Below are 12,875 nucleotides of genomic sequence, written 5' to 3'. Positions count from 1 at the left end.
ATGACTGCTATCGTTTGCAGCATCGCTGCAACGCAAAGTTTCAACTTGCTCGGCTTCATTCAGAATTTATCTGAGATTCATTACGGATCTATCTAACCGAGAACGGACCTTAAGGGAGTCTATCGGTCCAACCGATTGCACTAGGTTGTCGCGGATTCAGTTTTTCGAAGAGCTTCCCGTTCGAGCGTTCCATTGGGAACAGTTGTTGCGTTGTCAGCGAATCCGACTTGTATTTCGAAACTCCGGAGAAGCGAACGTGACGGAAAAAATTGGATTTTTGATTGACATGGATGGTGTCATCTACAAGGGGAATCAGTTGATCCCCGAAGCGGATGTCTTCGTTGATCGACTGAAGAGAGAGGGCCATCCTTTCTTGTTCCTCACAAACAACAGTCAACGAACTCGCCGCGATGTGGCGATGAAACTGAAGCGAATGGGGATCGATGTCGGTGAAGAACATATTTTCACTTGTGCCATGGCAACCGCAAGATTTCTGTCAAAACAGAAACCCGACGGCACGGCCTATGTCATTGGTGAGGGTGGCCTTTTACAGGCACTGCATCAAAACGGTTATTCGATTGTCGACACCGATCCTGACTATGTTGTCGTGGGAGAAGGGCGTACGGTAACCGCAGAGTCGTTGGAAGCAGCGACTCGTATGATTTTAGCGGGAGCGAAGCTCGTCGCGACGAACATTGACCCGAACTGTCCCACCGCAGGCGGAACGCGGCCTGGATGCGGAGCCGTGGTTGCGTTTTTAGAAACCGCGACCGGCAAGAAAGCTGCGAGCGTTGGAAAACCGAGTCCCGTAATGATGCGTGCGGCACGCAAACAATTGGGACTGGCAACGGACGAGACCGTGGTCATCGGGGACACGATGGAAACGGATATTTTCGGAGGAGTGCAGATGGGATATCAAACCGTGTTGGCGCTTTCAGGCGGAACTCAGTTTGATGATCTGGTCAACTATGCATACAGCCCTGACTCGATCATTGACTCTGTTGCCGACCTCGCATCGCCCGATGTGAGCCTACGAGAAAGATTTGGCGTGCTGTCCTGCGCCGAAGCACTAATGCCTAGCGTGAACGAGTGGCGTGAATCACGTTATGTAAACTCATAACGAACGATTGAGCCGCGGGCTCTCGAACCTAGTGCAACCGATCGTTCCGGTGTATCCAAAGCATCGCCGCCAAATTCAATCGGCCTTCCGCCCTTCACCGGTGCCTATCCTCGGCACCGGTGAAGCGAGCGGCTCGGTGCACCTCTCTAAGTTGCGAGTGATGATTCACTTGGCAAATTCAGTCCACTTCTGCTCAATTGCGTCTGCATCAGGCGCGTCATCGTGAACGATGTAGCGATAGTGGGAAACATAGTTTTCCTCTGGCTCGATCGTAAAATCGCCGTCAACCATCGGAGCGAAACAGAAATACGGTTTGCTCGGGTGCAATCGAACCGCCTGGGGAAAGCGAAAGTTGTTGCGATGGCTGAGCATGGCGACGCCACATAGTTCGCCGTCGACACGCCCGGACAGATCGACCCATTTTACGTGCGAGCCGTTTCCGGCGAATCGACGATCTCCCTCGCTCGTCAAGAATCGGTGTAGTGCAACATCCAATCCGGGTTCCGCAAGATTAAGTCCCGAGTCTCTTGCTTTGATATAGTCGTTGATCGCTTTTTCGCTCTCGCTTGTCACCCAGTCATTGCTGCCGCGAAATGCCATTCCACCGTAATGGTATTTGTTGATCGTGAGTGGTGAATCCGCGACGCACGTGATGGTGGAGTGGATATCAACAACAAACCCTGGGTCGGTCGTGGCGTGGACTTGGACGGTCCATCGTTCTTTCAGCACTGCGGTGGACTGATCAGGTGACGTGAACGCTTCGTGTAGCAATTCGACGGTAAACGAACCGACGTCGTCACCGCTCTTTACGTCGATCACGTTATGGTGCGACACGCTGCCGGTGCGATTGTGCTGGTTCCAAAAGTCGACACGCTTGCCTTTGAACGTCGTGTTCACAAACGCACCGAACAAGGCATGCTGGTGCGCGTGATCCGGTGCAAAGTCGCCCGTTACCACTCTGCCGCTTGGCGTATAGAGCGGATGAATGTAGCCGCTGCGTCGGTAGATCAGGTCCATTCCCAGCGGCGGCTCCTGGATTGCCTTGTTGTATTTCAGCACCGGTTTGCCTCGCACAGTGACGTCGATCGATTCCGGTGTTTCGGTACACTGGACAATCGAAACCGATTCGGACTGGGCGAACAGGCTAGGTCCTGTGTCGACAACGAGGAGGCAGGTGAATATCAGTGAGCAGAAAACGAGTCGGTTGCGACTTGGCATGTTGGGAACTCGGCGCAGAGAGGGAGGTCAAATCGTCGGCCATTATAGAGCAAGGCCGCGATGCCAGTGCGAGTCGATCCGTTCGGATCAAGCCCGCGAGAAAATGACCAGGATAACGGCGAGTGTCAACAAACTGGCTCCGGCCAAACGGGTAATCATGGTTTGGTGGCCATGATTTGCCTCGGCACCTCCCCAGATTTTTGCCACCGCCCACGCCAAACCGACGCCCCACAAACCTCGCATCGCATAGACCACATTGATTCGTGCTGCGTCGTGGAATATCGCAATCGCTACGGTGATGCTCACCGCTTGCAGCGCTACAAAGGTGGCTCCCGGCAACAAGTTGGCGCGGACGGTTGCGTCTTTCAACTTGGCCCACTCGACCCAAGGAATCAAGCAACACGACGCCGCTCCGACGATCCAAAACACGATCGGTAGAAAACGTCCCGCACCCCAGGCAGGAGACCAAAGTTGGACCAAGCAATCAAACGCGGCATAAGACAACGCGGCCGAAAGAGCGTAAAAGATCGTCATCACCACATCGTGAGGATGGCTGCGGCCGGTCCACTGGATTAACGCGATCCCCGAGGCTGCGAGTGCTGCGGCGTACCACACCGATCGCGGCAATTGTTCGCCACCGACAAAGGTTAGCAGCAACGCCACGAAAACGACCTTGATACCAAAGACCGGTGCGGCGATGGAAACGTCGCCGCGACCAATCGCAAGGAAAGTGAAGGCAAGCCCTTGAATGAATAGCCAAGCAATCACGGCGGGCTGCCAAAACATTGTCCACTCGAGCGTGGTGCCTCCGAGAACCCAAAGCGACGAAAATGCAATTGCCGAAAACAGATTCGAGACAAAGATGATCGTGATCTGCCCAGCGCCCGCAGCACCGGATCGCTTGACAAAGATCAAGCCACAGACATACAGAACGCTGGCCAGCAGTGGGAGTAATAGATGCATCGTGGCCGTAGCGTACACGCCGCGCAAACAAACGAGAACCGTGCGTCGGTTTAAGCCGCCTGCAGAAGCATTTGTTTTGAATGCACTTCGTCAATCGCAACACACACGTCCGCGACCGTGATCGCTCGCATCGCCGAGTTGTCGGCGTTGCGACGATGTCGCCGGGAACCTCGTTCATACGCCTTTTGAACTGCAACCTGGCCATACGGTCCCGAGTCGCCAGGACGGGTTGCGCCGTACAGTCCAATTGTGGGGGTGCCTACGGCCACCGCGATATGCAGAGGGCCAGTATCCCCACTGATAAACAAATCCGCATGGCTAATAAGCGCGGCCAAGTGATGAAGGTCAGTGTGCGGCGCGAGTACAGCGGCCCCATCCGATTTTGCAACGATTTCGTCTGCCATCGCTCGCTCTTCGTTGGTTCCCCAGACGACGGCAGATTGATAGCCATACTTTCGTTTTAGATAGCTAGCGGTTTTGGCGAAACGGGCTGCTTCCCAAAGCTTTGACTGCCAAGTCCCCCCGGGGTTGAGCACGGCTAATCGCGAAGTTGCAACGGTGCGTCGCCATCGCGAGGCCCACACGACTGATGCATCGGAAACGGGCAAGTCCCATTGAACCGACGGAGAATGCAGGCCGAGTGGCGACAGCAGTTCGAGCGATCGGTCGGTCACGTGGCGAAATGCGGGTGCCACGCGAACGTTGTTCAGGAGTCGACTGAGTTCACCGCCATGTTTTCCGGCAAAGCCAATTCGTTGGTGTGCGCCCGAGATCCATCCGGCCAATGCCGATTTCGTGTTGCCTTGGCAATCGATCGAAATATCAAATTGATGTGGCCGCAAAAGTGATCGCGCTGTCTGAATCCCCGAAGGAGAAACAAACCATTTGCGATCAAGTTGAATCACGGTATCGAGGGCTCGATGCCCCCGTACCATCGGCGCCGCTTTGCGCTCGACGACCCATCCCAAATAGGCATCGGGGAACTCGGCCCGCAAAGCACAGGCGACGGGAAGCGTTAAAATCGCATCACCAATCGCACTGAGGCGAGAGATTAGAATTCGAGGTCCACTTCGGTTCTCGGATTTTGTTTTGGACATCACGGCGATCCTTCGCACGAAAAATGGGGCGTCCTAGCGAGTGATTCTAAACGGCAAGCCATCGGCAATGCCAGAGCGATCGTTGAGATCGCAGACCCACTTCGCTAGCAATCCAGTGGGGGATTCCGATTTGGCACCTTGCCGTTTTCGACGATCCGCCGTTGGTCTTGTCGAGTGAATATCGACATTCGGCCAGGGAAGACAACGGGAGATTAGCCACGAAATAGGATCGCACTGGCTAAGGGGGCGTAATCCAGCAGCGATACGAAGGAAGGCAGAAAGCCGCCGCCCATCGAATTGCGATCAAATCGTATAAAGTCGCGAAAACCGCAGCGGGTCAACGACGCCATGACGCTCCATCCTCGCTATCAAACGGCGTGGAGACTCGCCATTATCAATTGTGGCGATCACGTCTTCGGCGGCCAATTGATAGGGGCGAAGTCGCTGCTCCTTGCTCATCTCCCAGGCAATCACCAACTGTTTTCTTGCATCGGCGAAGTCGGACGTTGACGAGGCTTTCAAGTGTAGCAACAAGCCTTCATAGAAATGGGCGACCGTCTTAGCGAACGCACTGTGCTCGCGATGCAAGTGGCGGATTGCTGATTCGACAAATTTACCCCACTCGCCCGCAGGATCTTTCTTGAGTCGATGCAAAGCGACCAAGGCAACAAATTGCTCAAGCATAACGCGATTGGACTGCAGCATTAACACTGACAGATTTGTTCTTGAGCTTCGCAGTTCTTGGATTCGTTGCCACGCTTGGTCGTAGTGCCCTTTGTATAGATCCAGATGGATTTGTGCCGTCGATTCTAGAAAGTCGAACAATTGGGCACCATCACAGGCAGCTAATTTCTCTGCGTTTTTGTGCCGCACTTGTTCGCTGTCGACCACTTGATCTCGCATCAGCCAAGTCGAGGCTCCGCAACCCGAGCTCGCGATGATCCACTGGAATTGGTCGTTCCGTTGCTTGAAATCGTCCAGCATTTGATCGCACGACTTCATCAGCTGTGTCCAGTGTCCGACGTGCCAATGTGCCAACAAGTTGACCGAACCTAGATGACATACCTCGAGCGTCAATGGCTCACTTAATTCGTTGTAATGTTGCACGCATGCATCGACAGACGCCGCAACACTGCTCCAACGCATCGCCAACGCTTGCGAAAACGCGATTCCCGCCCACACATCACCGATCACTTTCAGATCTTTGGTGGCAATCGCGCGCGGCAACAAGTCTTGTAACGCCACTTCACTACGGATCCGTTTGGATCCATGATTGTAAGTCCCAAACACGGCAACGCCGACTTCGACGAGAATTCGATCTGCTTCGCTACCATACCGCTGCGCCAAGTTTGCAGCGGTAATATTTAACTCCGTTGCATGCAGGTTGTCGTACATCGACAAGGGACGGGCAACCGACAAGCAAAGCTCAAGTCGTTGACGGTCACGCACTGACACTTTGTCGGTGGACGCGTCGACTTTCTGGTTTGAGTAGCGGATGTTGGTGTACACGTTGTTAGCCAGCAACCGCAGGATGTTGATTTTGCTCAGCCAACGAGGTTTGGCTGACGGCAAGCGAAGCAAACGTGTCAAGCGTTGAAGTTGATCTCGCACCTCACTGAAATAGCCGCTCCGAATCAGCAGCGTGGTTGCTCGTAACTGGTATTTGACGCTTTCCTCATCAACCAACTCGGATGCGAGCAACTGGAAGTAATGAGCCGCATCCACGGGACGATCTGCTTCGGCAAACGTTTCCGCCGTGACGCGAATACGCTCGATTCGTTCTGGACCACTGACATGGTCAATCACTCTGGCGTGCCAGCGAGCAGATTCGGTTTTTGCTTGATAGCGTTCCGCGTTTTCGGCAGCAAGAATCGCATAAGAGACGGCACGATTCGGTTCATCCGCGTCAAAGAAATGACGTGCGATCCTTGCAGCCAACTTGCCACCGAGGTCTTGGCGAGAAAGCAATCTCGCCCAAGCAGCATGACACTCACGTTTTTGAGTGTCACTGAGCGTGGTTGCTAAATTGTCCGCAATACTGTCGTGGAAAATCGAGATGCACTCGCCGCCGGTAACCTCATCACGCACCAGACGTTGTTGGACAAGTTCCGACAGGACTGCGTCAATCGACTCGCCCAATCCGGTCAATTCACTCAATTGTTCTGCCGAGATCAAATGGCCTGAGGTCACGATAAACGAGAGCGCATGTTTGGCTTCGTCGCTGAGTCGGGCGACACGCATTTGCCAAAGTTGTTCGGTACGAGAAACCACTCGTGATCCCGTCTTGGATTCTTCACCGCTGATGGTGTGATGCAGCACTCCACCGGGACGAAACTCCTCAATAAAGTCGACCAATCGCAGCGGGCTGCCCTGAGCCGCTTGAATGAGTTCATCCACGGCGGCGTAATCCAATTGTGCCGACCATCGCCGTGCGGCGCCCATCAATAGCTCACGAGCGGCGTCGTCGGTTAATCGATCGAGCTTTATCTTTAGGTGGGGCGGTGATGCTTGACGATCTCCGTTTGGTCGTGACACCGTGATGATGCCGAGCATACCTCCGGAAACGCTTTGCAGTCGATCGAGAACGTTCAAACTATCGCGATCCACCCACTGAACATCGTCGATCATTAAGATCAGTGGTCCCACCGTTCGCAACGCTTCGCTTAACCGCACCCCAGCTTCGATGGCATCAAGTCGCTTAAAACTTTTTCGATTGAGATCAACCGAAGTGCTCGCTTTCATCACGCTTTTCAACATCGGAAATGCGTCATGCAAAAATGCGGCACTTGCCGGATCAAGCTCCATGGTATCGCGGTCGTTTTTCATGTAACGCGTGGCGATCGCATCACAGATCTCGTCGAACGCTTGCATCGGCAGGTCTTCACCGGAGCGACATTTCGCTCGAAATAGTTGCCCCCATCGTTTCACGTGGATGTATTGAGCAAGTTCATCCACAAAACGGCTTTTGCCAATTCCCGACGAACCTTCGATATGCAATCGCCCCACACCGCCACTGAAAATGTCATCGATCCAATCGCAAGCTTGCCCGATTTCGACGTCACGACCGATAATGGGGCTGTCAACCCAAAGAACGCAGGGTGACGCCGAGGACCCTAGTCGCGACAACTGAGCCGCGGTGGGACGGTCCCCTGGATCTCTTTGCAACATTTCAGCGCAGGCTTCACGCAATACACTTGGTACATCGGATGACAAATCGCCTACCGCTTCGCTGATCATCGCTTCGTCATCACGCCGGTTGTCTTGCGAACGTTCTAGCGACAAGTGCAGATGTTCGACCGAACCATCCAAGACACGCAACGCATCCAACAGCACCAAACCCAAACTAAACACATCGCTGGCAGGAAGATAATACTGGTCCCACAAACTCTCGGGTGCAAAGAAGTGCGGAGGCCCGACCAAGTAGTCGCGATACCCATTGGGATCACTGTCAAAATCAATTGTGCCAACGAGCCCATAATCGATGACCCGACCGTGCCCCTTGCTGTCGATCATCAAATTCTGTGGCTTGATATCTCGATGTACCAAACCACGCGAATGCATCAGTGACAACGCAGATGCGTATTGCCGAATGAGGGTCAATAAGTATTTGTAACCACCATCATCGTCTTGCTTGCAAATATCCCAAACGCCCAGCGCAAACGTTCTCCCTTTGACCTCCTCCATCGAAAACGCGATGTAGTCGTCAAGGTAATGGATTCGGTCGAGATGGATTAGTCCTGGATGTCGCAGCGGGATCATGCGGCGAAAACCAAGTTTGTTACGAACCAAGTTTTCACATTTGGCAGGCAGCAAAAGCTTTAGCGCGCAATGTCGCCCCGAGACTTCATCTCTTGCTCGATAGACGTATCCACTGGATCCTTTGCCGAGCAAGTTCTGCAACATGAACGGCCCTAATTGGTCGCCAGGCTTCCAGGGCGGCGGGATCCGGTCGCTCGGGGCGTCCGGCAGATGCGTTTCTCGGTCTTCCTGGTCACGTATCTTGGTGTCGGAAGAGGGATCGCTGGGGAAAAACTCGTCGTTGTCACGTAGCCTAGCCATTGAATCTTGCTGCCCCGTAAAGCTCGGATTTCGCCTCTGATAAACTCATGCTGATAAGCGAAGAGTATAGATGATCCGTCGCAAAAGAGCAGGTCAAAAAACACGAACAACCTGAGGTTCGACGCATTGTGTTGTCAAAAAAAAGCCAGCAAAATGAGCGAGCCCCCTCTGTCTGATCGAAACGTCCCCCACGAAGCGTGAGCGGTAGCGTCACATGTTCGACTTAAAGAAGAATGCCGATGGTAATCGATCAATTAAATGCATCGAAATTTACGTTCATCTAGCGGGGCAACTTAACGACACTCGTTATCCGAAAGTCGTTAAACGATTGTCGCCTTCGGCAATCCGAATCACCTGAGATTGCAGAGCGTCATGCGGCAGCGGGAATGGCAATCGACCGCACAATGCGAACGGCATCGTCGTGCCGCAGGTTTATCACCGAGGGAGGGGTGCTGCGTTGCACATTGTCCCACATTTCGATTGTTGGACGATCAAAAGTTGCTCCGCCGGCACGTATAACGCGTCCCACGTTTTCGTTGTTCAATTCGACGAAGCTGCCCAAGGGGTAAAGTGAAGTCAACTCAAGTAGCGCCCTAATTACCGGGGCATCGAACTTGCCCTGCTTCATCTCGGTGAGCAATTGGACCATGGCGTGATAACCCTGAATCGCCATCCGGTGAGGACGAGTCGAGACCATTCCGATAAATGCGTCGGCCACACTGGCTATTTTTGCCAAGGGATGGATTTGATTGCCAGTGCTTCCACGGGGATAGCCGCTGCCATCACCACGTTCGTGAATTTGGTAGGCGACCATCTTCGAGCCGATAGCCACTTGTTCACCAAATCGGCCGATCAACTCGACACCTCGGACGGGGTGGTCGGCTAAGCGTTTAAGCATTCCATCACTGAGTGGATGCTTTGAACTGAACATTCCCGTCCCGATCGCTTTCATGCCAATATCATGAACCAAACATCCTATGCCCAGTTCGATCAGCGTTGCTTCATCCAGCCCCATTTGCGAACCGATCGACATTGCCAACGAGGCAAGATGGACTCCGTGGCGCGTTGGGTATTCGGTTTCGAACGGCGAACATGCCATACAGACCATTGCATCAATGTCTTCGGTCAATCGCCGCAAAATGTCGTTACATAACTCATGCAGCGGTCCGATGCTCCCCTCTTTGGTGGCAAGCGTTTCTTCGAATACCTCGCTAATCGAATCGATCGAATCGTTTGTCTCCGCAGCCCATTGGTGAGTCATGCTCGACTCATAGGAACAGTTTTCTGGCTTGCGGGTGCGTGATGCAAATGGCAGCACATCTTCGATGACCAATTCCGATGGATCGTCAATATGCTTGTCCAACAGTAACGTCTGATCGTTAATCGTGCTGGATCTGACATAAGCCGGAGCTGGTGGGACTTTCTTCGCCCGTCCTTGTGGTGTGAACGCATTCAGAATCGCGATGTCTTTTTCGCTTAAAAGCAAACTTTTCACGCCGCGCTCGTGCAGCCGAGCAATTAAGTCGGCAGTGATTTCCATTCCCTCGCCCAACAGGCGAAGACGCTGGTTTTCAGGATCGGGGATGACCGAACTCAGCCTGACACCGGCTACCAATAGATTGGCAGAGACTTTGCGATATTTACTCATGATATGGCTTGATAGAGGGCAAAAAATCGCAACCCTTGACTCATTCCTTTTCTCGGTGACTCGACTTGGCAAATTCGCACAGCGGGATCCAAGCAAAATATGAGTCTTAACTCAAGTGATTTTGCAGTAAAACGAATCCAATTCGTGGTTGGGACTCTGGGCCCGGGGATGCGAGCCCCTGCAGTACCATCTAGCCTCCCCCCATGGCCAGTGCAGATTTGTATCGATAAGAATTTCAGACTTTTACACTTCCGTTACATAGGTTGACACGCTCTGAGACAGAAAGGGGTTTGCCACTTTGTAGAATCCTCTCACCCAGACAACTTCGTGAGATGTCTGAAGTACATCTAGGACTTTTAACGACAGGATCACAGCTCATGGCCTCGGTCATCCCTCCTACCAAAAAACAAACTCGCCGACAACGTAAATCGCTGGACGGAGTCCAACGTAATACCCATAACGAAGCGCATCGCGATCAAAACTCGCCTCACGTCAGCAACGACAAAATCGGCAAACTGCCTGCAAACGCTCATCCGACCGCGTCCGAACGCCGTCACGTCAACAACCTCAGCTATTGGGCGATTGGATGGTTGACGATTGCACACTTGGTCGTGCTTGCGGCACCGTTCTATTTTTCATGGACCGGATTGGCCGTCATGGTCGTGCTGCACTGGATGACGGGCAGCTTGGGGATTTGTCTCGGTTATCACCGACTATTGACCCACACCGGCATGAAGACCTACTCGTGGGTTCGTTATACGTTTGCCACGATCGGAACATTGGCTGGCGAAGGTTCGGCACTCGATTGGGTTGCCGACCACCGCAAACATCACGCCCATAGCGATCAAGAAGGCGATCCTCATTCGCCTCACGAAGGTGGCTTGTGGTCACACATCACGTGGCTTGCGTTCCACACTCACAACGGCGATCGCACTGCCTACCTGCAACGTTGGGTCCCCGACTTGTACAAGCAACGCGGGATGCGAATTCTGGACATGTTGTTTTTGCCACTTCACATTGGCGTGGGCTGTGCGTTGTACGGCATCGGCTACGCGATTGGCGGGAACGATTTCGGACTTTCGCTATTGATTTGGGGTATGTTCGTTCGCCTCGTCGGTGTTCTGCACGCGACTTGGATGGTCAACAGTGCATCGCACATGTGGGGCTACAAGAACTACGAAACCACCGACGATAGCCGCAACAACTGGCTCGTTGCGATCGTGGCTTACGGCGAAGGCTGGCACAACAATCACCACGCCTACCCACGCATGGCCAAACACGGTCACAAATGGTGGGAATTCGACATTACCTGGCAAGCGATTCGCTTGCTGCGAGCCTGCGGCTTGGTTTGGGACGTGGTCGATTATCGAACCGTCGCTGAAAAGCAAGCGGGTGAGAGTGCTCCGACTACCGCAGCGTAACCTCAACGCAGCGATTCAACTTTAAAATTCAAAACGCCGCTTGCACCAACGTGCCAGCGGCGTTTTTTGTTGTCGTTTGCCGGCGGCAAATTAAGGCATTTGCGTTTCGTAGCCACGCTCGCCAGAGCGTGGATTTTGTTAACGCCCAATGCAAATCACCACCTTCTGGCGCGAAGGTAGCTACCGGAAATTCTTCACAGCGTTGGGCAGAGCCTGCGAATCGAGCGTTTCAGACCGGATGACGCTTCAGGGGGTGAACTCTAGGATTTGCGGGACGTCAAAAATGCAGCGATGACGCCTGCGATCAAGCCACCCAGGTGGGCACCATTGGCGATCGGACCAAACATCCCGGTCATGCACAGTACCAACCATGCCAACATCAACATCACGTTGCCTTGGGACATGCGAATCGGGTACGACAAATCCATCTGCGGACGAATCCACAAATAGCCGAATAGCCCGTAAACGGCCCCCGACGCACCGATCGCGAACGGCGACCCTGCGACCGCCTGCAGAATTGGTGGCAGGGATTCAGCGCCAGGCAGCGAGACTTGCAACATCATGCCAGCTAGCTGGCTGATGAACAGCAAAATGGTGAGAAAGATCGAGCCGTGCAGACGCTCGATCGCTGAACCTAGCAGAAAGATCCAAATCATATTGAACGCGAGATGCATTGGATCCCCGTGCAAAAAGAGCGGCGTAATAAACCGCCAAACTTCTCCCTTTCGCACCGAGGCAAACCAATCGCCGTCACTCTCGTTGTAGTCACGGCGATCCACGAATGACAAGGCGTAGTCGATCGACTGCTGTGACGTCAATTTGCTTTGATCGAGCGATTGCAGTGGCTGTCCAAATCCTCCGAACAAACTGGCGATTACCGACAACACGATCACACCGATAACAACGGGAATGCGTTGCTGGCGACCAGGCATGCCGGGACCCCCGAGCCCTCCCATCGACGCGCCCCGAGACGCCGGCATCGTTCGCTGTAACTTTCGTTGCTCGGCGACTTTACGTTGCTGATGGTTCACTCGCTCGTTGCGAATCGCATCCGCTTCGCTTTTGACTTTGTACGACTCGGATTCCGGTGATTGCTCAAACAAGGCGAACTGTTTGCGAGCTTCCTCGACATCTTTTTCTTCTCGAATCCAAATATCCCAGCGTGGACTATCAGGGTCCCCGTCGGAGTCCGCCGCAGCATCGATCGACAGCGTGACGAGATAATCACAGAACCGATGAGCAAGAGTTTCGTTATCAAGGCTGCCGATTCGCCGCATCAGTTCAAAGCCATCTTCAATCGAGTACAGAATGTTAGCGACCGCGTGGTCGTAAAGAGTATTAGCAGAGGG

At 53.5% G+C, this 12,875-nt stretch carries 8 protein-coding genes; 2 read left to right on the top strand and 6 right to left on the bottom strand.

Annotated features, from left to right (window positions below):
* The first annotated feature begins 286 nt into the window (after window positions 1-286).
* Window positions 287-1,120: an HAD-IIA family hydrolase gene (locus SH528x_RS08305; protein WP_442512100.1), complete on the top strand. Its 834-nt coding sequence runs from the start codon at window positions 287-289 to the stop codon at window positions 1,118-1,120.
* Window positions 1,121-1,285: 165 nt separating this feature from the next.
* On the opposite strand, the gene SH528x_RS08300 is transcribed toward SH528x_RS08305, so the two are convergent.
* The 5 genes from SH528x_RS08300 to SH528x_RS08280 all read right to left on the bottom strand — a co-directional run bounded on the left by SH528x_RS08300 (window position 1,286) and on the right by SH528x_RS08280 (window position 10,105).
* Window positions 1,286-2,338, bottom strand: a complete 1,053-nt coding sequence (locus tag SH528x_RS08300; protein WP_442510055.1) for a PmoA family protein — start codon at window positions 2,336-2,338, stop codon at window positions 1,286-1,288.
* An 87-nt stretch (window positions 2,339-2,425) separates the two neighbouring features.
* Window positions 2,426-3,301 (bottom strand): DMT family transporter, encoded by an 876-nt coding sequence (locus SH528x_RS08295; protein ID WP_442510054.1) that lies wholly within the window; start codon window positions 3,299-3,301, stop codon window positions 2,426-2,428.
* A 50-nt stretch (window positions 3,302-3,351) separates the two neighbouring features.
* Window positions 3,352-4,398, bottom strand: coding sequence for a glycosyltransferase family 9 protein (locus SH528x_RS08290; protein ID WP_442510053.1), 1,047 nt, complete (start codon window positions 4,396-4,398; stop codon window positions 3,352-3,354).
* Window positions 4,399-4,701: 303 nt separating this feature from the next.
* Window positions 4,702-8,457, bottom strand: a complete 3,756-nt coding sequence (locus SH528x_RS08285) for a serine/threonine-protein kinase (RefSeq protein WP_442510052.1) — start codon at window positions 8,455-8,457, stop codon at window positions 4,702-4,704.
* Between the two features lie 370 nt (window positions 8,458-8,827).
* Entirely contained in the window at window positions 8,828-10,105 is a 1,278-nt protein-coding gene (locus tag SH528x_RS08280) for an HD-GYP domain-containing protein (RefSeq protein ID WP_442510051.1), read from the bottom strand.
* 377 nt (window positions 10,106-10,482) lie between these two features.
* Here SH528x_RS08280 and SH528x_RS08275 point away from each other — a divergent pair, with 377 nt between their 5' ends.
* Entirely contained in the window at window positions 10,483-11,526 is a 1,044-nt protein-coding gene (locus SH528x_RS08275) for an acyl-CoA desaturase (protein WP_442510050.1), read from the top strand.
* Window positions 11,527-11,786: 260 nt separating this feature from the next.
* Here the strand turns inward: SH528x_RS08275 and SH528x_RS08270 are convergent, their stop codons facing one another.
* Window positions 11,787-12,803 (bottom strand): rhomboid family intramembrane serine protease, encoded by a 1,017-nt coding sequence (locus SH528x_RS08270; RefSeq protein ID WP_442510049.1) that lies wholly within the window; start codon window positions 12,801-12,803, stop codon window positions 11,787-11,789.
* Window positions 12,804-12,875 lie beyond the last annotated feature (72 nt).

Origin of the sequence: Novipirellula methanifontis (assembly GCF_052161655.1) — a bacterium.
GTDB lineage: Bacteria > Planctomycetota > Planctomycetia > Pirellulales > Pirellulaceae > Novipirellula.
Note: the sequence above shows the minus strand (reverse complement) of the source record. Positions and strands in the feature narration are given on the sequence as shown.

Coding starts and splice junctions, on each gene's coding strand:
- SH528x_RS08290 (WP_442510053.1), bottom strand. CDS start 4,398: ATGTCCAAAACAAAATCCGAGAACCGAAGTGGACCTCGAATTCTAATC.
- SH528x_RS08305 (WP_442512100.1), top strand. CDS start 287: ATGGATGGTGTCATCTACAAGGGGAATCAGTTGATCCCCGAAGCGGAT.
- SH528x_RS08285 (WP_442510052.1), bottom strand. CDS start 8,457: ATGGCTAGGCTACGTGACAACGACGAGTTTTTCCCCAGCGATCCCTCT.
- SH528x_RS08275 (WP_442510050.1), top strand. CDS start 10,483: ATGGCCTCGGTCATCCCTCCTACCAAAAAACAAACTCGCCGACAACGT.
- SH528x_RS08300 (WP_442510055.1), bottom strand. CDS start 2,338: ATGCCAAGTCGCAACCGACTCGTTTTCTGCTCACTGATATTCACCTGC.
- SH528x_RS08295 (WP_442510054.1), bottom strand. CDS start 3,301: ATGCATCTATTACTCCCACTGCTGGCCAGCGTTCTGTATGTCTGTGGC.
- SH528x_RS08270 (WP_442510049.1), bottom strand. CDS start 12,803: ATGCGGCGAATCGGCAGCCTTGATAACGAAACTCTTGCTCATCGGTTC.
- SH528x_RS08280 (WP_442510051.1), bottom strand. CDS start 10,105: ATGAGTAAATATCGCAAAGTCTCTGCCAATCTATTGGTAGCCGGTGTC.